The sequence below is a fragment of the Christensenella hongkongensis genome, assembly GCF_000981035.1.
Taxonomy (GTDB): domain Bacteria; phylum Bacillota; class Clostridia; order Christensenellales; family Christensenellaceae; genus Christensenella; species Christensenella hongkongensis.
This window is the reverse complement of sequence record NZ_LAYJ01000076.1, coordinates 18,170-40,681: the sequence shown is the minus strand read 5'-3', so window position 1 is coordinate 40,681 and position 22,512 is coordinate 18,170. Positions and strand designations below refer to the sequence as shown.

The 22,512-nt window shown below is 47.1% G+C and carries 16 protein-coding genes; 14 read left to right on the top strand and 2 right to left on the bottom strand.

Annotated elements, in window-relative coordinates:
* Positions 1-295 precede the first annotated feature (295 nt).
* The 13 genes from CHK_RS04815 to CHK_RS04755 all read left to right on the top strand — a co-directional run bounded on the left by CHK_RS04815 (position 296) and on the right by CHK_RS04755 (position 18,741).
* On the top strand, positions 296-2,773 hold the full coding sequence (locus CHK_RS04815) for a glycyl radical protein (RefSeq protein WP_052740337.1): 2,478 nt from the start codon (positions 296-298) through the stop codon (positions 2,771-2,773).
* Positions 2,774-2,866: 93 nt separating this feature from the next.
* Positions 2,867-3,802, top strand: a complete 936-nt coding sequence (locus tag CHK_RS04810; RefSeq protein ID WP_046442901.1) for a glycyl-radical enzyme activating protein — start codon at positions 2,867-2,869, stop codon at positions 3,800-3,802.
* Complete coding sequence (locus CHK_RS04805) at positions 3,735-5,363, top strand: FGGY-family carbohydrate kinase (protein WP_082103400.1); 1,629 nt, start codon at positions 3,735-3,737, stop codon at positions 5,361-5,363. The genes CHK_RS04810 and CHK_RS04805 overlap by 68 nt, the downstream gene beginning before the upstream one ends.
* A 22-nt stretch (positions 5,364-5,385) precedes the next feature.
* A complete protein-coding gene (locus tag CHK_RS04800) occupies positions 5,386-6,033 on the top strand; it encodes a class II aldolase/adducin family protein (protein WP_046442900.1) in 648 nt (215 codons plus the stop codon).
* 10 nt (positions 6,034-6,043) lie between these two features.
* A complete protein-coding gene (locus CHK_RS04795; RefSeq protein WP_046442899.1) occupies positions 6,044-6,931 on the top strand; it encodes an L-ribulose-5-phosphate 3-epimerase in 888 nt (295 codons plus the stop codon).
* Between the two features lie 329 nt (positions 6,932-7,260).
* Entirely contained in the window at positions 7,261-9,111 is a 1,851-nt protein-coding gene (gene tdc, locus CHK_RS04790) for a tyrosine decarboxylase (RefSeq protein WP_046442898.1), read from the top strand.
* A 34-nt stretch (positions 9,112-9,145) separates the two neighbouring features.
* Positions 9,146-10,672: an amino acid permease gene (locus CHK_RS04785; RefSeq protein ID WP_235843830.1), complete on the top strand. Its 1,527-nt coding sequence runs from the start codon at positions 9,146-9,148 to the stop codon at positions 10,670-10,672.
* A gap of 93 nt (positions 10,673-10,765) precedes the next feature.
* The gene (locus CHK_RS04780) at positions 10,766-12,154 is read left to right on the top strand and encodes an amino acid permease (protein ID WP_046442897.1); all 1,389 of its coding nucleotides are present in this window, start codon (positions 10,766-10,768) and stop codon (positions 12,152-12,154) included.
* A gap of 129 nt (positions 12,155-12,283) precedes the next feature.
* A complete protein-coding gene (locus CHK_RS04775; RefSeq protein WP_046442896.1) occupies positions 12,284-12,799 on the top strand; it encodes a V4R domain-containing protein in 516 nt (171 codons plus the stop codon).
* Between the two features lie 36 nt (positions 12,800-12,835).
* Positions 12,836-15,442, top strand: coding sequence for an EAL domain-containing protein (locus tag CHK_RS04770; protein WP_046442895.1), 2,607 nt, complete (start codon positions 12,836-12,838; stop codon positions 15,440-15,442).
* A gap of 56 nt (positions 15,443-15,498) precedes the next feature.
* The gene (locus CHK_RS04765) at positions 15,499-17,085 is read left to right on the top strand and encodes a DUF342 domain-containing protein (protein WP_046442894.1); all 1,587 of its coding nucleotides are present in this window, start codon (positions 15,499-15,501) and stop codon (positions 17,083-17,085) included.
* An 18-nt stretch (positions 17,086-17,103) separates the two neighbouring features.
* On the top strand, positions 17,104-18,441 hold the full coding sequence (locus CHK_RS04760) for a putative bifunctional diguanylate cyclase/phosphodiesterase (RefSeq protein WP_046442893.1): 1,338 nt from the start codon (positions 17,104-17,106) through the stop codon (positions 18,439-18,441).
* 24 nt (positions 18,442-18,465) lie between these two features.
* The gene (locus CHK_RS04755) at positions 18,466-18,741 is read left to right on the top strand and encodes a late competence development ComFB family protein (RefSeq protein ID WP_046442892.1); all 276 of its coding nucleotides are present in this window, start codon (positions 18,466-18,468) and stop codon (positions 18,739-18,741) included.
* Between the two features lie 2 nt (positions 18,742-18,743).
* Here the strand turns inward: CHK_RS04755 and CHK_RS04750 are convergent, their stop codons facing one another.
* Positions 18,744-19,829, bottom strand: coding sequence for an HD-GYP domain-containing protein (locus tag CHK_RS04750; protein WP_046442891.1), 1,086 nt, complete (start codon positions 19,827-19,829; stop codon positions 18,744-18,746).
* A gap of 141 nt (positions 19,830-19,970) precedes the next feature.
* Between CHK_RS04750 and CHK_RS15585 the strand changes: the two genes are divergently transcribed.
* On the top strand, positions 19,971-21,800 hold the full coding sequence (locus CHK_RS15585) for a sensor histidine kinase (RefSeq protein ID WP_052740333.1): 1,830 nt from the start codon (positions 19,971-19,973) through the stop codon (positions 21,798-21,800).
* Here the strand turns inward: CHK_RS15585 and CHK_RS04740 are convergent.
* A complete protein-coding gene (locus CHK_RS04740) occupies positions 21,752-22,510 on the bottom strand; it encodes a LytR/AlgR family response regulator transcription factor (RefSeq protein WP_046442890.1) in 759 nt (252 codons plus the stop codon). The genes CHK_RS15585 and CHK_RS04740 overlap by 49 nt on opposite strands.
* Positions 22,511-22,512 lie beyond the last annotated feature (2 nt).

Here is a 22,512-nt window from a genome sequence, read left to right as displayed (position 1 = left end):
GGGTGGTAAAATAATGTATATGTTTCTTGATTACTATCACTATAATACGGAGCGAAAATTTCGTCAAGACAAAATTCATAAAATATGTCTTGACAAATTTTACAAACAAAACTACAATAAGATTATACAAGCATGATACCATGCTCATCATTTTATAACATCGGTCTGAAAAAAAGAATCCAAATGTAATTTTAATCTGAATAAGCGCCGGAATGGTTGAAAAATCATAGCAGGGATATACATTGCGGGCGCAATCCTTATATCCAAAAACGGGAAAATCTGCAGGAGGTAAAAAATGAGATTTGTAGATGAAGTAACTGGCAAATTTGTTGACACGGGAATCACGGTAGGAGGCAAAAAAATTTACAGGAGCAAACGAATAGAAGAGCTCCGTAATTATTTGCTTGGCTTTGAGCCGGTGCTGTGCCCGCAGCGAATGGAAGCCTACACACAAAGCTATCAGGAAACGGAAGAGCAGCCTGTTTGTATCAGACGGGCGCTCGCCTTTAAAAAGACTGTGGAAACGATGACGATCATGATACTTGACCACGAATTGCTTGTGGGAAACCTGGCTTCTTCGCCAAGAGGCGTGCCGCTGTTCCCGGAATTTTCTGTCAACTGGCTCATCGAAGAGCTTGACGGGAATCCGGTCCGCCCGCCGGACAGGCCGGGGGATTCCTTTGATATTTCGGCGGAGGATGAAAAAAAGGTGCGTGAGCTTACAGAGTACTGGAAGGGCCGCACTCACGAGGACAGGTGCCTTGCGCGTATGCCGGAGGAAGCGTGGAAGGCGCATGAGCAGGGCGCGTTTAGCTCCTATTGGCTCATGACCGGCGGGGAAGGACATCTTACGGTAGGCCTCAAACGCGTTGCATACGAAGGGCTAGAATCCTTCCGCAAACAGGCGGAGGAAAAGATCGCGTCCCTCGATCTGCAGGACAGGGAGGAATCCCAGAAGCTGTATTTCCTGCAATCTGTGCTGATTTATATTGAAGCAATCGTAAATTTTGCTCACCGCTATGCTGCGCTTGCACGTGAGAAGGCAGAAAAAACACAGGATGAGCAACGTAAAAAAGAGCTTTTGCTGATTGCGGATATTTGTGAACGGGTACCGGAAAAACCTGCGCGCAGCTTTCATGAGGCGCTGCATGCTTATTGGTTTACGAATCTGTGCCTGGAGCTTGAAAACAACGGTTTCGCGGTATCCCTTGGCAGGATGGATAAAAACCTTTATCCGTTCTACAAGAAGGATATAGAATCCGGAGTGCTCACGGAAGAGGATGCGAATGAACTGTTAAGCTCCTTCTTCCTGAAAATTTTCCAGTTGAACCGAATCCAGAACTGGGACAGCACGCAGTATTTCGGCGGTTATCAAACCTTCCAGAACATCACGATCGGCGGACAGGACGAGAACGGGGCGGACTGCACGAACGACCTGACGTTCCGGCTGCTTGAAACACAGGCAAAAATCAACCTGCACCAGCCCTCGCTTTCCCTGCGCTATCACGACAGGATGGGAAACAAGGTGCTGATGGCTGCCATTGACTGTATCCAGCTTGGCGGCGGACAACCTGCGATTTATTCGGATGAAAGCTACATTCCCGCACTTGTAAACAGGGGAATTTCTTTGGAAGACGCTTCGGATTATTCAATCGTTGGCTGTGCGGAGGCGATTGTGGAAGGAAAGCAGGGTAATCGTCCAAGCGGAAGCGCGTTTGTCAATCTTGGAAAGATTATGGAGATTGCCGTGAACGGCGGAACCGATCCGGCGACAGGAACCCGGTTGATTTCGCAGAAGGGGCTTTTGAAGAGCAAAACGTTTGAGGAATTCTATGAGGATTTCAAAGAGGTGTTTGCTTATTATACCAAACAGCAAATGATCGTTGACACGTTTCACGACGTTGCTACAGAGGAAGGAATTGCCGATCCGCTCGTATCCATGCTGGTAGAGGATTGCATCGGACGGGGTAAAACGATCAAACAGGGCGGCGCTAAATATGACTTCCTTGCCCCACAGTTTGTAGGCGTTGCAAACATAGGAAACAGCCTTGCGGCGATTAAAAAGGTGATTTTTGAGGAAAAATCACTCACAAAGGACCAGCTGTTACATGCGCTTAAAACCAATTTTGAGGATGAAACGACAAACCCGACAGGAAAAGAGATCAACAAAATGCTGTCGGAAGCGCCAAAATACGGTAATGACGAGGATTATGTAGACTCGCTGATGACAGCTTCCTTCCGGTTTATGTGCGACGAGGTATGCAAATACAAAACCACGCGCTACGGCAGGGGGCCGATTGGCGGCGTATGGCAGCCGTCGGTCAGTTCGGTATCCTCAAACGTACCGCACGGCATGAAAGTGGGCGCGCTTCCGGACGGAAGATATGCGAACAGTCCGCTTGCGGATACCACTTCGCCCATGCACGGTACGGATCGCAACGGGCCTACGGCGGCGCTGAAATCGGTCAGCAAGCTTCCCTCCATGCTGGTGGCGGGCGGACAGCTCCTGAATATGCGTTTGAACCCAACCTCCATCCAAAAGGAGGGCGGAAAGGAAAAGCTGGTGTATATGCTCAGGACATTCCTTGGAGACCTGAAAGGAATGCACATCCAGTTTAATATGATCAACAGTGAAACGCTGCGCGACGCACAGCAGCATCCAGACGAATATAAAGACCTGATGGTGCGTGTGGCAGGGTACAGCGCGCTCTTTACGCCGCTCGATCCGGAGCTGCAGAACGATATCATAGCGCGCACGGAGCATGTGCTGTAGCAACCGGTACTTGCAGGAAGGCTGCTTTTCGGGGAATCCCAAAGCGGCCTGAGAAGCAGATGCTTTGCGGGGAAACAGGCAGTAGGTGAGACAATGAACAAGAACGAAACGACTGGTATGGTTTTTAATATTGAGCGCTACCGGATCCACGACGGCACGGGAATCCGTACCGCTTTGTTCCTCAAGGGCTGCAATCTGGTATGCCCGTGGTGCTGCAACCCGGAATCCCAGCATGGCACGGGAGAGGTCGCAATCCATAAAAACCTTTGCAGGGAATGCGGAAGTTGCATCGGCGTTTGCCCGCAGAAGGCGATTTCGCCTTCCGTACGGGGAAATGTAATAGACAGGCAGGCGTGCATCCTGTGCGGCGCCTGCAAGGAGAAATGCACATACGGGGCGATCGAGATTTACGGTGAACAAAAGACGGTTTCCGAAGTGATGGAGCCACTTACAAAGGATATGGCGTTTTTCATGCGCTCGCAGGGAGGCGTTACGGTGAGCGGAGGCGAACCGACGTTGCAGGCGGATTTTGTAAACGCGGTGATGCGCGAATGCAAAAACGAGTGTTTGTATACGGCGCTTGAAACGTGCGGGCTTGCTACATGGGAAAATATGTGGAAGTGTTGTGAATATTGCGATGAAATACTGTTTGACATCAAAACGCTGATACCGCAGCAGTTTGCAGAAATAGTTGCGGGTGGTATCGATATGAAGGCGAATGCGCTTGAAATGGTAAAAAACAATGTGCGCGAACTGTGCAGGCTTGGCAAAAAAGTGGTGTTCCGGTGCGTGATTATTCCGGGCTTTAACGATAATGCGGAGCATATTGCGCGGGTGGTGGCATTTGCAAAGGAAAACGGGGTAAAGCAGATCGATTTGCTGCCGTTCCACCAGTATGGCAAGCATAAATATGCGTCGCTGGGGATGGACTACCGTTACAGGGACGAGCAGGCCATAAAAGATGAAGAAGTGGAAGGATTTGTACGGCAAATTGAGGAGAACGGAATCCTTTGCACGATTGGCGGGTAGGAAAAGCGGGGAAAATGGAATGAAGGATTATTTACTAGGAATAGATAACGGCGGATCAAACGTGAAAGCCGCGCTATATGACCGGGAAGGCCACGAAATCGCCGTTGCGGGAAAACCCCACGCAAGCACGGAAAAGACCGCTAAGGGATTTACGGAACGCAGCGGGGAAAACGTATGGAAGAATAACTGCGAAGTTATCTGCGAGGTATTGGAAAAAGCGGGAATCACCGGAGAGCAGGTTCGTGGGATTGGCGTGAGCGGATACGGGAACGGGCTTCATCTGGTGGACGGAGGAAACAACAGCACGTATCCGCATATCGTATCCACGGATTCAAGAGCGGCGGAATATGTCCGGTGGGCATATGAAACAGGAAAAAGCGAGCAGATATACAGGGAAACCTACCAGTCCACCTGGGCAGCGCAGCCGCTCCTGCTCCTCAAATGGATGCAGGACAACAAGCCGGAGGTACTGGAAAAAAGCACGGCGTTTTTGAACATCAAGGACTATATCAGGATGAAGCTGACAGGCGTTCAGTGTATGGAACAAACGGACGCGTCGGCTGACGGGTTTACGAACATCAGGGATGGCAAAGCAGAAAAGAAGGTGTTTGAAATTCTTGGGATCGGGGATTTGTTCCGGTTGGTGCCTGAAATTAAATTGAGCTCGGATATCTGTGGTTATGTGACTCGAGAAGCTGCCCGGGAAACAGGACTTTCGGAGGGCACTCCCGTCGCGGGGGGCATGATCGACATTGAAGCGTGCGCGTTTTCGAACGGGCTTCAGGACGGCAGGGACCTTGCCATCATAACGGGCACATGGGGAATCGTGGAATATCTTTCCCCGGATCTTGTGGACGATAAAGACCTTTTTATCAATGCGTTTTCCTATTTGCCGGATTATTACATGATTGCCGAAGGAAGCTCCACATCGGCAAGTAATTTAAACTGGATGATGGACAACGTACTCGGCGCGTGGGTGCAGGAGGCCGGAGGCAAAGCGGAGTTTTACAGGCAGTGCGATGAGATACTGACAAAAATACCGCCGGAAGAATGTTCGTGTATTTTCCTGCCGTATCTTTATGCGTCCAATACCAATCCTTTTTCACGCGGTGCGTTTTTCAACATCAACGCCTTCCACACAAAGGAGCACTTTATTCGCTGTGTTTATGAGGGCATTGTATTCTGTACGCTGTACCATCTGGAGAAGCTGAAACGGCACAAGGATGATTTTCGTATGGTAAGAATGAGCGGAGGTATGACAAATTCGGTTCCGTGGACGCAGATGATGTGCGACGCGCTGCAAATGCCGGTTGAGGTTGTAAATGGAAAAGAGCAGGGGGCCAAGGGCGCGGCGATGTGCGCTGCCGTGGCCTGCGGAGAGTTTGGATCGATGCAGGAGGCTGCGCGGCAAATGACAATCGTAGACCATACGTATCTGCCGGACCGTACCAAAGCGGAGATATATCATAAAAAATATGAAAGCTATAAAAAGGCTGCGGAAGCGGCCAATATATTCACGGAATCCGTAAAAGAGGACTGCGGGAAAACATCTGCGCAGTAAGCGGCAAAAGGAAGGAAACGATATGTATACGGAAGAAAAAAGAGAAGTAATCAAAGCAGCCCTTGAAATCAAAGAAAGCGGACTGATTATGCTGGCGGGAGGGAACGTATCCATACGGATGCCAAACGGCGATATTCTGGTTACCCCGTCCGGAACGTATTATGAGACAATGGAGCCGGACGACATTCTGGTGATGGATAAAGGCGGTGAAATCATAGAAGGGATGATGAAACCGTCAGTCGATTTCATTGCCCTGAAGTATGTGTACGACAATATGCCGGAAGTAAATGCAATCATCCATACCCACCAGCCGTATGCAACGGCAGTGGGACTTGTTGCAGACGAGCTGCCGGTTTGCGTAACAACGCTTGCCAATGCGACGCTTGGCGCGGTGGCGGTTGCGCCCTACAGCTCGGCGGCGAGCCTTGAAATGGGAATTGCAGCGGTGGAAAACCTCAATGGAAAACGAGCGGTGATCCTAAAGCACCACGGCGTACTAACCGTTGGCGGGACGCTGAAGGAAGCGCTGTATGCCGCGGTATATATGGAAGAGGCGGCAAAGGTTTACCTGCTTGCGAAAAACGCGGGCGGCGAGGTTCCGGTACTGGATGAAGCACAGATAAATGAAGCGGTCGAGGCCTTCAGGAAATGCGGGCAAAAAGGGAAGTAAAGGGGCGCACATGAGAGAATTATCGAGTTTGCAGCTGGGCGTTTACGAAAAAGCGATTCCAATGATTTTACCGTGGAAGGAAAAGTTTGCCGTCGCACGGGATGCGGGATACGATTTTATGGAGCTCAGCATCGATCCCACGCCGCAGCGCCTTGTGCGGCTCGAACCGGACGACGAAACGGCGCTTGAACTGAGGCGCGCGATTGATGAAACAGGGTTTCCAGTCCTTTCTATGGCGGTGAGCGCGCTGCGTGCGTATCCGCTTGGCGACCTGTGCGGGCATGTGCGCGCAGCGGGGGTGGACATCGTAAAAAAGTCTGTGGATTTTGCCTGCAAAACAGGCGTGAGGCTGATACAGCTTTCCACATACGATACTTATGAAGGGGTGAGCAATCAAAAAACCAGAAGACTGTTTCTGGAAAACCTCAGGGAATGTGCAGACTATGCACAAAGCCGCGCGGTGATGCTTGCGCTTGAAACAATGGATACGAGCTTTGCGGATTCACTGGAGAAGACACTGGAACTGGTGGAGGATATCAATTCGCCTTATGTACAGATTTATGCGGATGTGGGCAATATTGCCGCGGCTGGTTATGACTTTTGCAACAAGCTTGGCGATATGGACGGACATGTCGTGGCAATCCATTTGAAGGACGCTAAAAAAGGCGAGGTGCGAAGGGTAAATTATGGGGAAGGAATCGTGGACTTCGAGGGCGTTTATGCTTCCCTGTTAAAGCATCGGTTCAGCGGGCTGCTGGTTGCGGAAATGTGGGGAGATGAAAAATGTGCGTTTCTTCCGTATGTGGAGTTGTCAAACCGCTTTTTGCGCGAACGGATGGAGAACGCGCAAAGGGCGTATGTTGCCCAAACGCAGGAGGATTCTGCGTTTGTGGTCTGAATTGAATGAACGAAAAATGAAGGCCTGTTCCTATCTGGGGAACAGGCTTTTTTGCAGCAAAAGCGGGATAGAAAAATTATTTTGAAAAGCTGCAAAAAACCGGAATGATGAGGCACACTACAAACAGTCAGGATAAGGTTTTTGGTACAACGAACAGGCAAATTTTAATGAATGGTTTAAAAAAGCCGCGGTGAAGGCTTTTTTTGTTTTATAAAAGTATTTTTAGGGCATTGGTCATGTTTAGGGAGCAACAGAAAGTGTAAGAATAAAAAGATTTAGAGACCAAACTAAAATACAAATTTGATTCAGAACTCGAAAGGAGAAGGGATTTGAAAAACTTAAATTTAAAGGCCTTGTTTGTAGGAGATAAGGCAGAGAACAGGGACTTTTATGAGAACCAAATGAGCAGGCTTGTAAACGAGCATATGGGTTGGCGCGAGGACTATATTCCGTCCGACATGGCAGCGATTTCGGAAGAAGACAAAGAGCAGCCGGACTTTATTGCGACCAAGGACCACGTGCTCGACGTACTGGACGACCTGAGCCAGCGCATGCGCTCGGGTTCTATCCCATGGCAGAGTGCAGGGCGCTACTGGGGCCAGATGAATTCAGAAACGCTGATGCCCGCGCTTCTTGCATATAATTACGCAGTGCTTTGGAATCCGAATAACGTTGCCCTTGAGTCTTCCATGGCTACATCGCAGATGGAAGCGGAAGTCGGAACGGATTTTGCAAAGCTGTTCAGCTTCAAGGACGGCTGGGGACACATCGCTGCGGATGGTTCTATCGCAAATCTGGAAGGGTTATGGTATGCACGCTGTTTTAAATCGATACCGCTGGCAATGAAGGAAGTTTATCCGGATAAGGTTGCGGGGAAATCTGACTGGAAGCTCCTTAACATGAGCGTTGAGGAAATATTGGATGCTGTTGCAAAGCTGTCTTCAGACGAGATCGACGCGGTTAAGGCGGCTTCCTCGCGCAGTGGAAAGTTTATCAATCAGCTTGGCAAGTGGATCGTTCCCCAAACCAAGCATTATTCGTGGGAGAAAGCCCTCGATATTTCCGGCGTAGGGTTAGACCAGATGGTTTCAATTCCCGTACGCAGCAATTACAGAATGGACGTTGATAAGCTGGAAGAAGCCATTCGCGATCTGGCGAAACAGCAGATACCGATTCTTGGAGTCGTAGCGGTTGTAGGGACGACGGAAGAAGGTGCGGTGGACGAGGTAGATAAAATTGTCGCGCTGCGTGAAGAACTCAAAAAAGAGGGAATTTACTTCTATTTGCATGTGGACGCGGCTTACGGCGGATATGCGCGCGCGCTTTACATGGATAAAGACGGCGAATTTGTAAAATACGACGACCTTGCGGCAATGCACAAGGAATATGGCGCGTTCCATTATCCGGTCAAGCTGCAGGAGGACGTTTATAAGGGCTTTGAAGCAATCCAGTATGCTGAGAGCGTGACGGTCGATCCGCACAAAATGGGATATGTTCCATACGCAGCGGGCGGAATTGCGATCAAGCATAAGGATATGCGTAATATTATTTCATATTTTGCATCCTATGTATTTGAGAAATCCACGACGACGGCTCCCGACCTTCTGGGCGCATACATCCTGGAAGGTTCCAAGGCGGGGGCCACGGCGGCTGCGGTATGGGCGGCGCATCAGGTATTGCCGCTTAATATAGAAGGCTACGGGCAGCTGATCGCCTCTTCGATCGAGGCGGCGCAGCGCTTCCGGGATTATCTTGGGAACCTGACCTTTGACATCAATGGAAAAACCATCGAGGTCTATCCGCTTAACCATCCGGATTTCAACATGGTGGACTGGGTATTTAAGGAAAAGGGCAGTACGGATTTGAAGGAGATCAACGCCCTCAATGAAAAGATGTACGATTACTCCTCTTATCTGGATGGAAGCGTATATGCCAACCGGTTTATCTCCTCGCATACCACCTTCAACCAGTCTGATTATGGCGATAGCCCGCTCCCATTCGTAGAGAAAATGGGACTTCCTGAATCGGAATGGGAAAAGGAGAAGCAGGTGACGCTGATGCGTGCTGCCATTATGACTCCGTATATGAACAGCGATAAGCTCTTTGATTTTTATACAAAAGGGATCACGCAGGCCATGCAGAAAAAGCTGACGGAAATCCTTGACAGCGAAAGCAAATAATCCGCAGTAATGCGAAGAGAAAGAAGTGAATCTTATGAATAAGACAAAGCCTATGACAATTTCAAAGGGGACTTCCCTCTCGAAGGTCAGTACGTTTACCTTTATCGGCATGACTTGCGCCCTTGTTGCCAGCGTCCGGAATATTCCGGACGTAGCGGCAACAGGCTGGACAATGTTTTTCTACATAATCGTCGCGGTAGTATTGTTTGGATTACCCATTGCACTCATTTCGGGCGAATATGCGGGAATGTACCCCTCCGATGCAGGCGGCCCTGAGCTTTGGACGTCAAACGCGCTCGGTAAAAAGTGGGGTTTTGTGACCTCGTGGTTGTTATGGGTACAGATGTTCCCCGGCATGGTTATGGTTGGTTCGGTTCTTGCGCCGATGCTTGGCGTGGGAATCGGCCAGGAATCCCTTGGCGAAAACAATGTCGTTATTTTGGTCGTAATACTGGTTGTGTACTGGGGTGTTACGCTTCTGAACATGAAGTTTGACATGGCAAAGATCGGCGGCAAATGGGGCATATGGTTTATGCTGTATATCCCTATCATTATGATATTCGCCCTTGGCATTGCCGCGACGGTCAAAACGGGGATCGATCCCAAAAGCACGCTTGGGGCTTTTGACGCGCAGGCACTATTACCCACGGGGAAATCATTTAACACCATGCAGTACTTTGCGCCGATTATATTCATCTTTGTGGGGATTGAAATGTCCTCGGTATACATCAAGCGTCTGGAAAAACCTGTAAAGCAGTATACTGCAGGAATATTTGCAGCACTGGCGATCATGCTGATCGTCAATACGCTGAGCGCATTCATCGTTGCAAATGTCGTACCTGCCGGAAAGCTTGACCTCAATAATATAGCGCAGCCGATTGTGATGTTCTGCCAGATACTTGGCATTCCAACGGTAATTGGAAATATTTTTGGCATCCTTGTGTTTGTAGGCGTTATGGTGCAGCTGTCCGCGTGGATCACAGGCCCGTCAAAGACGATCACGCAGAGCGCACGCAGGGGACAATACCCGCCCAAATTCAATTTTTGGAAAACCAATAAGCTGGACGTTTCCAAAGCGGTACTGGTTACGCAGGCCGCGGTCATTTCGATTTTCTCACTCGTATATCTTCTGATACCCGGCGCAAACAGCGCGTTCCTGACGCTTGTAAATGCAACGACAATCATTTATTGCTTTGTGTATATCATCATGGCAGTCGGTATTTTGAAGCTGAGAAAAACGCATTCCCAGCTTGAGCGTCCGTTCAGGGTTGGTAAGAAGGGAAATGGGCTGTTGTGGACGATTGTCGTAATACTCATCGCTGTTATCTGCGTTGCGTGTTTCTTCTCGGTCTATTACAGTTCGCCGATGAGCGCTATCTTTACGCTGGTGGTAGCGTTTGCGTTCCTGATCATTCCGTTGATCATCAATAAAAAGAGCAATCCGGACTGGGCGGCGCAGGTTCAGAAGCTGATGGAAAATGAACCGCATAATATTCCGAAGGAAGCGCATGCAGACCAGCTTGCAGCAGCGCAGAAGACGGCAAAAGCAACTGGTAAATAACAGTATCATTAATCGGAACGGGAAAGCCTTTCCTCTGGAATGCGTAATCAGGGGAAAGGCTTCCATTTTCATTTCAGGAAAGGGAATGGGAGTATGAAAGAACAGAAAGGACTCACAAGGTCGTTATCAAACTTTAACCTGCAGCTCATTGCGCTGGGAGGATCGATTGGAACCGGGCTGTTCCTGGGATCTTCGACGGCAATCAAGCTGGCGGGGCCGTCTATATTGATCGCGTATATCATTTCTGGCGTTGTGGTATTTTTATTTATGCGGGCCATGGGTGAAATATTGCTTTCCGACGAGACGTTCCGGTCGATCGGAGATTTTGTGGGAGCCTTTCTTGGACAGCGCTGGGAATTTCTTGTTACGCTAACATACTGGCTTTGCTGGGTAACGGCAGCACTGGCGGAATTTACGGCGATCGGAATCTATATCAGGTATTGGTTTCCTGAAATACCTTCGCTGGTCTCGGGCTTGATAGCCCTTGGTTTTCTGATCGTAATCAACCTTTCAATCGTAAAGACGTTTGGGAATCTGGAATCGGGTTTTTCCATCATCAAGATATTGGTTATTGTCCTTTTTATCGCTTTTGGAATCGTACTTGCATTCCGTCATCCCACTTATGAAAGCCAGACGCACGGGCAGGTAACCGTAAGCGTTGCAAACCTAATAGATTATGGAGGCTTTTTCCCCAATGGCATAAAGGGCTTTCTTATGTCCTTCCAAATGGTATTGTTTGGTTTTGCCGGAATTGAAATGATCGGCCTTACAGCAGGTGAAACCAAGGATGAGGGCAGGAACCTGAAAAAGGCGATCAACGCTCTGCCGGCCCGTTTATTGCTGTTCTATTTTGGCGCGATTGCCATTATTTTGATCTTAGTGCCGTGGAACGAAATCAGCCAAAGCCAAAGCCCGTTTGTCTCTGCGTTTAACCTTGTTGGAATTCCGGCGGCAGCAGGCATTATTAATTTCACCGTGCTGATTGCATCGCTTTCGTCGTCAAATACCGCGCTGTACAGCACCAGCAGGATTTTGTATACTGGCGCGCGAAACCACTTGCTGCCGAAATTTTTCAATCATGTGTCCAAAAAAGGAATACCAACGCACAGCCTCCTCTTTTCCTGCGGGATATTCCTGATTGGCCTGCTCGCGAACTTTCTGGTGCCGGACGCGTCCAAATTGTTTGAGATCATTGCGAGCATTACGACGGTCTGTTTCCTGTTTGTGTGGAGCGCCATTGTGCTATCGCACCTTAAATTCAAGAAAATGCAGCCGGATGCAAAAAGCACGTTGAAAATGCCGTTTTATCCGGTGTCGAACATATTGCTTTTGATCTTTTTTGCAGCGGTTGCGGTATTACTGTTTGTGAATCCATCCACCAGGTTCAGCACATTGCTTGGCGCTGCATGGTTTGCCGTTCTTCTGATCGTATACCAGGTCATCAAACGTAAAAAAGCATTGCAACAACCGGATCATAAGTAAATAGTCCTCCGCACCTAAAATAATTTCCTTCCTATATTAATACGATTTGGCAGAATATGCTAAAGTTTTCATTAAAAATGCCGATATTAATATTGATTTGTTTTAGAAAATGATTAAGGGGGATAAAAAATGGAGCATTCAGAGTTTAAATGGAATCAACTGGGGGACGTTTCAAAGGGGCGCATCAATCTGGGGGAAGAGATGCCGGTGATGGTTTACCGCCTGTTCCAATACACAATGCGCGACGTTTTAAGCAGGCGCTATGGAAAAGAAGAGATGATTGACCTGTTCCGTACGGCAGGCGAGCAGGCAGGACATGAATTTGCAACAAATAATCTGGACCTGACACTGGAGCTGAATCCGTTTATCGCCCAGTTACAAAGCGTGCTTGCCCAGACCAAAATAGGAATCCTGCGGATTGAAAAATTTGATACGGAAACAGGAAATGCAATCCTGACCGTAAGCGAGGACCTTGATTGCTCGGGTTTGCCTGTTACAGGAGAAACCGTATGCAATTATGACGAAGGATTTATCGCGGGGATTCTTGCGGAATATACAAAGAAAGATTACATCGTAACGGAAATTGATTGCTGGGCAATGGGAGATCGTGTGTGCCGGTTTGACGCACGAGTGGCAGCTAAGTAAATTTCAACTATTACAATCACCTTGGAGTAAATTGGTATGAGCAATCAGGACGCTAATATTTTGTTGCGCTTTATTCGTGACATTCTGGAACAGGATAACGTGCCGCCACTCAATACGATGCTGCTTTCATCCGGATTCCGGGAGCTTGGCGATAACCTTAATTACCTGAACCGGTATATTATGGAAATGGAACAATATGCAGGGGCTATTTCCCAGGGGATTTTTCCGGAAAAGGCTCCTGACAGGGCAAACCGCTTTTGCTGGCCCCTCAAAGCGCTATGCTCAAACCTGATGCACCTTGCCTGGCAGACACAGCAAATTGCACATGGAGATTATGAACAGCACGTAGATTTTTTGGGCGAGTTCTCAGAGTCGTTTAATATTATGGTCGAGCAGCTCAAACAGCGGGAAGTCAATTTAAAACTGGAGACAAGCAGGGCTGCGAAAAAAATTGATACTTTAAAGGAAGCCAATGATCTGCTCTATTCCATTATGAATAACATCCTGGGATGGGTTATTGTAATTGGAACCGAGACAGGAGAGATATTGTTTGTAAATCAAACCGCCAAGGATGAATTCAAGAAGCATCCGGAGATTTCGGAAGAGGTCTGTAAAAACCTGTCTCAGAATACGATATCTGCAGGAAAAAGGCACCATAATATTTCGCTGCTTGTCCATGACAAAAGCGAAATCCAGAAAATGTACCAGGTGAATATGTTTCATGTTTTCTGGAAAGGAACCGAAGCAAATGCCTGCATTATCTACGATATTACCCAGCAGCAGAATATAAAAATACTTGAGCAGGACGCCTACACGGATTCGCTTACCGGTATCTACAACAGGCGTTATTGTATGGACAGCCTGGAGCGGAATTTGGAAGGACATAAGCAGTTTTCCGTTTGTTTTCTGGATATCGACCACCTTAAGTTTGTCAATGACTGCTTTGGACATCTGGAAGGGGATCAATACATTAGGCTCGTGGTGCGTGCGCTGCAGCAGGTTTTCGGGGAAGACGATATTATCTGCAGGATCGGCGGGGATGAGTTTGCGATTATTTCTGGAGGAGATGACGCAGGTATCCTTGAAAAAAACATGGAAAAGACAGAAAATGCCCTGTTGCGGTTGAGCTTAACAAAAAAGTATGCAATGAGTGTAAGCTATGGCATTATTTCGATCGGGCACAACTCGACGCTGACAACGGAGGACATCCTGCACAAGGCGGACGAGCAAATGTATATTTTTAAAAAGGCGCAGTATAAAGCTTTTGCGTCGAAAATCCCGCCAACGCCAAACCACAGCGCCATTCAATATGATACAATCACAAAATTCCCCGTCTATTCATCCTTTGAAGGAGAGCTCGCGAATTATTTCATCGAGGGAGAATACCTGCATCAGCAGGACAAAAAAACTGCGATTATGTATCTTGACATCCTGGATTTTAAAGCACTGAACGAATATTACGGATATGCGGAGGGAGACAGGGAATTATTTGAAATTGCAGAGTTGCTGCGGGAAAAATTAGACATATATACAGGTACCAGGATATTTTCGGATTTTTTTATTCTATTGTTTTCCATGGACAAAAAGGATACGCTTGAGCAACTGGCAAAAAAACTTGTGAGAAGCTTTAGGATATTTCTGAAGGACCAGCGCGTCTATCATCCGAAGTGCAAGATCGAGATAGTTGCGGGACTGTGCGAGGTTGAAGATGGATTTAACGGGCTTAACCAGGCCATCGACAATGCAAACGAAGCCCGGAAAATCGCCAAGGCAAGTTACCGTACCGAATGCCTCGTATTTAACAGCGCAATCAAGCGCAAGAAGAACGAGGAGGCGCGGCTCAACGCGGAAATCAAGACGGCTCTGGCCAACAGGGATTTTTCATTTTGCCTGCAACCCAAGGTCAGCTTAACAAGCGGGAGGATCGTAGGCGCTGAGGCGCTCGTACGGATGTCCGAAAATAACGCGATGATTTATCCCGGGGAGTTTTTACCGTTAATGGAACGCGACGGCAGTATTACGGAGCTGGATTTCCAGGTATACGACAAGGTATGCCATTACCTGTACCAGCGGATACGGGAAGGGCTGCCGGTTGTTCCGGTTTCGATCAATGTTTCGCGGTTACATTTGCGTGACGAAACGTTTGCAGATAATGTCCACAGCCTGATTCAGTCGTACAACATAAAGCCTCCGCTAATTGAATTCGAACTGACAGAAAACATCTTTTTTGACGAAGTGGTAGACCGTGCACGCCACATTATCACGAAGCTGCGAAGTTATGGTTATCAAATTTCCATCGATGATTTTGGAGCTGGCTATTCCTCTACAAATCTTTTGCTTGATCTTGATTTTGATGTTTTAAAGCTGGATAAAAGCCTGGTCGATTATACGATAGAGCAGACTCGGAAAAGCGAGGTTATCATATCCTCTTTAATTTCCATGGCAAAGCGGCTTGATATCAAAGTGGTATGCGAGGGAGTAGAGACGCTTGGACAGTTGGAATTTGTGAAAAAAATGGGTTGCGATATTGTGCAGGGGTATTATTTCCTGAAGCCTGTGGAGCTGCGGTCGTTCGAAAAAATGCTTGAACAAAAAGGCGGGTATTGCCCATTGCCATGGGATAATGAGGTTGTCGGACAATAAAAAAGCTAAACAGATACACCTGATGTAACGATATAGAAAGGTGAGGTGTATTTATCATGGAGGGGCAAAGCGGGAATCATATCAAACGACAGGATTTTATTGACGAAATACTTGAGGAATGCAGTGAAATTTCCCAGATAGATAAAGGGGATATCAGTAAAAAGGAAGTTGCCGTACAACTGGCGGGCGCAGAAGAAAAGCTTTTGGACGACAGTTGGATGGATGTTTTTGATAACCAAAATCTGGTAAAAAAGGTGTTGGCTGATATCAAAGCAGGCGCTGCGCCTGAGCAGCAAAGGGATAAAGAAAAGGATGCGAAGGTTAAAATAACAATCGCGCAGGACAAAATGTCGGCGCGGATACGGATATCTCCTCCCGCAGAAGGCGGAAAAGGCATTACTGAAGACGACATCCTGGAACAGCTGCGTGAAAAACGGATTATCAAAGGGATCAAATTTGAATATATTTACAGGCTTGCCAATCATACGGTCTACAATAAAACATTCAAAATAGCCCAGGGCGAAGAGAAAATTGACGGGACCGACGCGCAGCTTAAATGTCATTTTGAGACAGAGCAGGAAGCTACGGCGTTCTACAGCAAAGAGGATTATGCCCGTATTCAGTTTCAAAAAGTGAAGGCGGGCGATTTGTTGTGCGAAATATTGCCTTCCACTTATGGAAGGTCGGGATGGAATATTTTAGGGCAGACGTTGCCTGGCGAGGACGGAGACGGAATTGGCGACGTTTCCGGCATGAATACGGTATTGACAGGAACTCTGCTATACGCGACGTGCGACGGGCTTGTGAGTTTGCAGAACGGCATGGTAAACGTATTCAGCGCGAAAACGATTGTGATGCTGGAAAATGCGTGCCTGGAATATGACGGGACTGTATTTGTTGAGGGGAACGTTACAAACGGAAGCCGGATCAAAGCAAGCGGTGATATCATTATCAAGGGTTCCGTGCAGAACGCCGTGCTGGAGGCGGGAGGCAACATCACCCTGTGTAAAGGGATTACAGGTAAAAACAGCAATATCAAGGCAGGAGGAAATATCAGGAGTTACTTCATCGAGAAGGCGCGAGTCCATGCGGAAAAGGACATTGTATCTGACGTCGTTATGCTTGCAAACATACGGTGCGGAGGGACGCTGACGTTGTCGGGCAGGCGCGCGGCGCTGATCGGAGGTTCGTGCCAGATTGGGAAAGACCTGAACGCCAAAAATATTGGAAATGATGCAAATGTTCTTACAGAAGTTGCGCTGATTGGCCAGAAGAGGCTCCAAAAAGAAAAGGATGCGGCTCTGACAAGGATCGAAGAATGCCGCGCCGCAATCGATCAGATGCTGCGGGCGATGAAAGCAGCGATGAACAAAGCAAAAAACAAAGAAGAAATAAAGACTCTGGCGATACGGATCACCTACGCCAAGAAGAAACTGGAGCAGGAGATCGAAGAACAGAATGCAGTAATTGAAGAAATCAACGCAAGAGAGGGGTTGAGTCCCAGCGGAAAAATCACCGTGAGCGGAAAGCTTTATCCGAATGTGGCGCTCAATATTGATGAGGTACATTACACAAATATGCAGGAAAAAAATTATTGTGTGATCGCGAAAAACAGAAGCGAACTTAACTTTAGTTCTATATAGAAAAGAAGAGGAAGAAAAATGGCTCTATTTAAAACGCAAAAAAGTGCAACTGATGTCCGCAAGGAACAGGACCGTTACATAGGGGTAAACATGCCGTATGATTCGGTAACCGGTTTGCCGACAAGGGAAGGAATGGAACGCTTTTTTGAAACGCTGCCCGCGGGCGGCGCAGGATATGCGTACATGACAATTTGCATGGAACGTTTTTTCCAGTTGTATGATTTGTTTGGCTACGACGCAGGGCACCTTAATGTGGTTGCTGTTGCGGATGCGATTCGTGAAGACCTGCATGAAGATGAAAGCGTGTGCAGGGATATGCTCGACCATTTTGATATTCTGTTCCGGTATCATGGGGAAAACGAACTGTTGCAGCGCGTAGAAGGGCTCCTGAAAATACTCTCATCCATAGAGATCACGGATAGAACCTCAAAATATGAATATCCGCGCTGGTTTACATGCGGCGTATTTGAGATAACAGGCGAGGGAGAGAGCTTTGACGACATCAGGGATATGGCGGAGCTTGCGCGAAAAAAAGCACGTCAGCAGAACAGCGCGTTTGGTTTTTTCAAAAAGGATATGCGCGAGGAGATAAACCGGATGAGAAAACTGATGCAGGACGCGGGCGGTGCAATGCAAAAGCAGGAGTTTGTTCCGTTTTTTCATCCAAAGTACGACCTGAATACAAAGCGCATCGTGGGCGCGGATGTGCTTGCACGCTGGCAGCATCCGGATCAGGGGATCGTAATGCCGCAGGTGTTTATACCAATGCTTGAGCAAAACGGACAAATCATCGAACTCGATATGTATATGCTGGAGCAGGCATGTAAATTGGTGAAAAAATGGACTGAGCGGGAGGAAATGCCGGTGCCGCTTTCGGTTAATATTTCACCGCTTAATATTTACAAAAAAGGATTTATCAAAAGGATTATTGAGATTACCGAAAAATACCAGGTCCCGCCTTGCCTGATTGAGCTTGAAATGAGTGAATCTGCAATTATGAAGAACAGCAGGAATATCAGTCAGCGTATGCGGGAGCTTAGCGAGGAAGGGTTTCGGGTTTCGGTGGATAATTTTGGAGCGGGATACCTTTCATTGGGGCTGTTCCAGGAATTGCCGATTAATTTGATTAAGCTTGACAGGAGCTTTTTAAAGGATGCAAAGCCGGAGAAAAGTATTGCCGTCATTATGGAAAATATTATTCGGGCGGCCCACGAACTTGGCATTATGGTCGTTGCCGAAGGAATTGAGACACAGGAACATACCGAGCTTCTGAATCAAACAGGTTGCAACTTCGGTATGGGATTCTTATTCTCAAAGCCGATGCCGCTTTATGAATTCGAACGGCTGACGCTATAAAGAAATTGCAACGTTGGAGAGAAAATGGGAGAAAAAATCGCCATCAGAAATTTGAATGAGGACTTCGTTGAACTGTATGTGGACGAATGTATGGAAAAACGTGGGATGTGCACTTGTGAAATCTGCAAAGCCGACGTGCGTGCCTTTGCGCTCAACCAACTACCGCCGCATTATGTTTCGACTGAAGTGGGCGACGCTATGGTAAGGCATGTAGCCCAGACCACGCAGGGACAGGCCGATATTCTTGCCGCAATCATGGAAGGCGTTAAAGTGGTTGAAGACAATCCGCGGCACAAATAGTTCTATCCTACCTTGGCGCTGCGAATGGCGTCTTCTTCGGAAATTTTCTGGAACGTTTTTATGATCGTTATGTTTAAATTCTGACTGTCGTTATAAAGGTCAAGCGTTGAAAAGGGCTTTTCCAGCAGGCGGACCACCGGACGCAGGGATTTTTTGCTTTGTACTACAACCGCCAGTTTTCCCGTGCTCAGCTTTACAAGCGTACCGATAGGATAGAATTCCATTTTATTCATGAAGACTTTCACAATTTCATAATCAAACGCAATATTGCTGTTGCCCATAATGTATTCCGCAGCATCGGCAGGAGACATAGGATCGCGATAGGGGCGCTTTGAGGTAAGCGCGTCAAATACGTCGGCGATTGAAATAATGCGCCCAAAAAGTGGAATATCCTCGCCGGAGAGCTGTTTTGGATAACCCTTGCCATTGTATTTTTCATGATGGCTTATAATGCCGGAATAAATTTCTTCACCGTCAAATTTGTGCTGCTGGAGATATTCGATTCCAAATTCCGCATGTTGCTTAACGACCGTAAATTCGTCGGACGTAAGCTTACCGGGCTTATTGATCAGTTCCTTTGGAATCTCTATTTTGCCAATATCGTGCAAGAGCGCACACAACGCAAGCTGATGCAGCTTTTGCTTTGGAAGCTCCATCTCTGTACCAATAGCAATCGATATTACGGCAACGCTTACAGAGTGGTGGTAAGTATAATCATCATAAGATTTCAAATCGAAAATATTGACAAGTACATTTTTATGATTGGTAATGGTATCGACAAGCTCGCCGGCAACGCTGCCTAATTCACCGATGGGCGGCGCGTCGGTTGTCTCAAACATATTTTGAAGGGCCACAAGCGCTTCTTTTTTCAGCTTGTCACTGATCAGCGGTTTGGGTATCTTGACGCCTTCAGGGACAATGTCTTTCATGTACACGCCCGGCGCATCATGCTGCCTGAGGCGATCGATGATTTGCGTTGTGATTTTCTGTCCTCTTTTGAGTAGCGCAAGTCTGGCGACGTGAAAATAATACACATCCTCCTTCAAAACGCTTCCAACTTCCAAATCGTCGACAGGTATAAATATCATAACGCAATCAATCCTTATTTTGATATGTATTGTATTATAAACCATTTTATTGGAAGTGGATAGTACTTTTTAAATGTGAATAATGAATTAATTAAAGCAGGGGAATGAATAACGACTGCGGAAAGGAGGTATTTATATAGTATGAAAAAAAGTACGGTACTAATTATGGCCGTAATCTTGCTGTTGATTGCAACACTGTTGATACAGGCACTGCCAATGGAGCAATCGAGATTGCAGGACGGCATTGATACATATTCTGAAAAAGACTGGCTGGTCAGGCTGGAAGGGGATGGACAAAGTTGGGAAACCGAAATGAAAGGGGAACGGATTTACAATCCTGACAACAAGAAAGTTTACCTGAGCAAAAAGCTTGAAGAAAACGGCAAGAATGATCTCTATCTGATGATACTGACATCGAATCAGGAATATAAGGTTTACATCGACGGAGTGGAGTATGATGAGGAACTGGATAAGGACGAACTGGAAAGCACCTCCGGAAACCGGCTGACACTGATACCTTTGGCTGAGGCTGCGGAAGGGAAAGAAATCACCATAATGCTGGACACCTCTACGGGGCTGAAGGCAGAAAATGCGCCGATTGTATATATGGGGACAAAGGCGCAACTGGTTTTAAACATGGTGACGGCACAGCTTCCGATTTTTACAATGGCGGTTATACAATTTGCCGTGGGAATCACGCTGCTGATTTTTTATATTGTATCAAATGCGCTTTATTCCCTGCGTAAAAAAACAGTGCTCTATCTATCGCTGCTTACGATTTGCCTTAGCTTTTGGCTCATTTCGGAGTCTTATATCTGGGGAATTATGTATAATAACAATGCGTTTTTTTTCATACTTGAGAACGTATGCAGACTTTTGATATCGATTTTATTTTTGCTTGCAGTTTACCACTTCCTTCCATCAAGTGAAAACAGGCCGGTACTGATTCTGATCTATGTGCTGGCTGGCATGTTGCTTTTTGCCATGATCGGTCAACTGACACAGGTGTTTGACTTCAGTCATAGCTATCAGTATGCAATTTTTTCAATCATAGGGCAGACAGTGGTTCTTTTAGTTGTATTGGTTCGTGCGGTTTTGCATAAGGCAGGAGTACAATATTTAATTTTGCTTGTAGCGGTTTTGTTGACGCCGGTAAGCATCGTGATAACCATATTTCAATCCGGCGTCCGGATAGACCGGTTTGATATCGCACTGCCAGTGGCTGCCGTTATCAGCGTACTTACAACGCTTACAATCATCAGTTTGTCAAAGGCCCATCAGGAAATGATAATGACTTATTCGATTCGCAGGCAAATGACAGTACAGACGGAGTATTGCAGAAATTTGGAGAAAATGAACGATGAGATGGAGCTTTTTCGGCACGATGCAAAAAACCATATGCTGGTGCTGGGCCAGTTTCTGCGGGATGACAAAATAGAAGAAGCAAAGAGCTATGCCGCTTTGACTGCCGGCGCGTATGCAAACAGGGAGGATCTTTTGGCTACGGGTAACCTGGTGCTTGATTCCCTGTTGACGGAAAAAATGAGGATGGCGAAGGAACTGGGAATTGATATGCAACTGGAACTGTTGATTCCAAAGGAAATTCCCGTTCCTCTTGCTTATTGGATCGTATTGATGGGCAATATCATGGATAATGCAATAGAGGCGTGCGAACGGTCTGAAAAAACACAGCGTTTTATTTCCGTACGGATAAGAATGGAAGGGAATGTGCTGTTTGGCAGTATTGCGAACACGTCGGACGACGATAAGATTATCAGAAGGGGCGATTCCATGCAGACGACAAAAAAAGATAAACGGTTTCATGGAAGGGGAATGCTTGCCATCCGATGGGCAGTCGAACAATATGACGGGGCGCTGGAATATGAGCAAAAGGACGGCGTGTTTACCCTGAGTTTTACGCTTTACGGCATTGATTGCGATTCCAGGGACGGAGGGTTGCCAAACATATGATTAAAATAATGCAGGATTGATCGCCTGATTTCTTTTGCATATTTATTGCCAACAGGAATTTCACCCTGACCGCGCAGCATAATTTTATGACTTGATACACGTTCAATATAACGCGGATTGACGAGAAAGGACTTATGCGTGCGGATAAAGCCGAAAGGCGATAAGCGTTCCGAAAGGCTTTTCATCGAGGAATAAAACCGGTGCGGGCCGGCGCTGGTGTGAAGCGTCACGATACGGCCGCAAATTTCTAAATAAATAATATCAGGCACAGGAACACATACGAGCTCCTGTTGGAACTCGTAATAAAATATGTCCTGTGTCTTTTTTTGTGCTTTTTTTACAGCGGCAAGGAAAATATGCTCGAATTTTTCCGAAGCAATATCATCTTTCAAAATATAGTGCAAGGGGGAAGTATCAAAGGATGCGATCGCATGATGCTTGCTGTTCGTAAGGTACAACAGTTGCGCCTCGCATCCGAGCGCCCTGATCTTTTTTCCGGCCTCAATCCCGTTACAGGAATTCATCAGAACGTCCAGATAAATGATATCCGCTCCGTTTATATGATCTTCCAGATCGAAGATTAACCGTCTCGCATCTTCATAACAAGACAAACAAATTTCCAGATTGTTTTTTTGCGCAATGCGACTGATAAACCCGGAAAGGTATTTCAGCACGGAAGGCTCGTCATCACAGATATAAATTTGTAACATAT

What these genes read in the sequence shown, in the direction of transcription:
- CHK_RS04815 (WP_052740337.1), top strand. Translation starts at nt 296, where the DNA reads ATGAGATTTGTAGATGAAGTAACTGGCAAATTTGTTGACACGGGAATC.
- CHK_RS04810 (WP_046442901.1), top strand. Translation starts at nt 2,867, where the DNA reads ATGAACAAGAACGAAACGACTGGTATGGTTTTTAATATTGAGCGCTAC.
- CHK_RS04805 (WP_082103400.1), top strand. Translation starts at nt 3,735, where the DNA reads ATGAAGAAGTGGAAGGATTTGTACGGCAAATTGAGGAGAACGGAATCC.
- CHK_RS04800 (WP_046442900.1), top strand. Translation starts at nt 5,386, where the DNA reads ATGTATACGGAAGAAAAAAGAGAAGTAATCAAAGCAGCCCTTGAAATC.
- CHK_RS04795 (WP_046442899.1), top strand. Translation starts at nt 6,044, where the DNA reads ATGAGAGAATTATCGAGTTTGCAGCTGGGCGTTTACGAAAAAGCGATT.
- CHK_RS04785 (WP_235843830.1), top strand. Translation starts at nt 9,146, where the DNA reads ATGAATAAGACAAAGCCTATGACAATTTCAAAGGGGACTTCCCTCTCG.
- CHK_RS04780 (WP_046442897.1), top strand. Translation starts at nt 10,766, where the DNA reads ATGAAAGAACAGAAAGGACTCACAAGGTCGTTATCAAACTTTAACCTG.
- CHK_RS04775 (WP_046442896.1), top strand. Translation starts at nt 12,284, where the DNA reads ATGGAGCATTCAGAGTTTAAATGGAATCAACTGGGGGACGTTTCAAAG.
- CHK_RS04770 (WP_046442895.1), top strand. Translation starts at nt 12,836, where the DNA reads ATGAGCAATCAGGACGCTAATATTTTGTTGCGCTTTATTCGTGACATT.
- CHK_RS04765 (WP_046442894.1), top strand. Translation starts at nt 15,499, where the DNA reads ATGGAGGGGCAAAGCGGGAATCATATCAAACGACAGGATTTTATTGAC.
- CHK_RS04760 (WP_046442893.1), top strand. Translation starts at nt 17,104, where the DNA reads ATGGCTCTATTTAAAACGCAAAAAAGTGCAACTGATGTCCGCAAGGAA.
- CHK_RS04755 (WP_046442892.1), top strand. Translation starts at nt 18,466, where the DNA reads ATGGGAGAAAAAATCGCCATCAGAAATTTGAATGAGGACTTCGTTGAA.
- CHK_RS04750 (WP_046442891.1), bottom strand. Translation starts at nt 19,829, where the DNA reads ATGATATTTATACCTGTCGACGATTTGGAAGTTGGAAGCGTTTTGAAG.
- CHK_RS15585 (WP_052740333.1), top strand. Translation starts at nt 19,971, where the DNA reads ATGAAAAAAAGTACGGTACTAATTATGGCCGTAATCTTGCTGTTGATT.
- CHK_RS04740 (WP_046442890.1), bottom strand. Translation starts at nt 22,510, where the DNA reads ATGTTACAAATTTATATCTGTGATGACGAGCCTTCCGTGCTGAAATAC.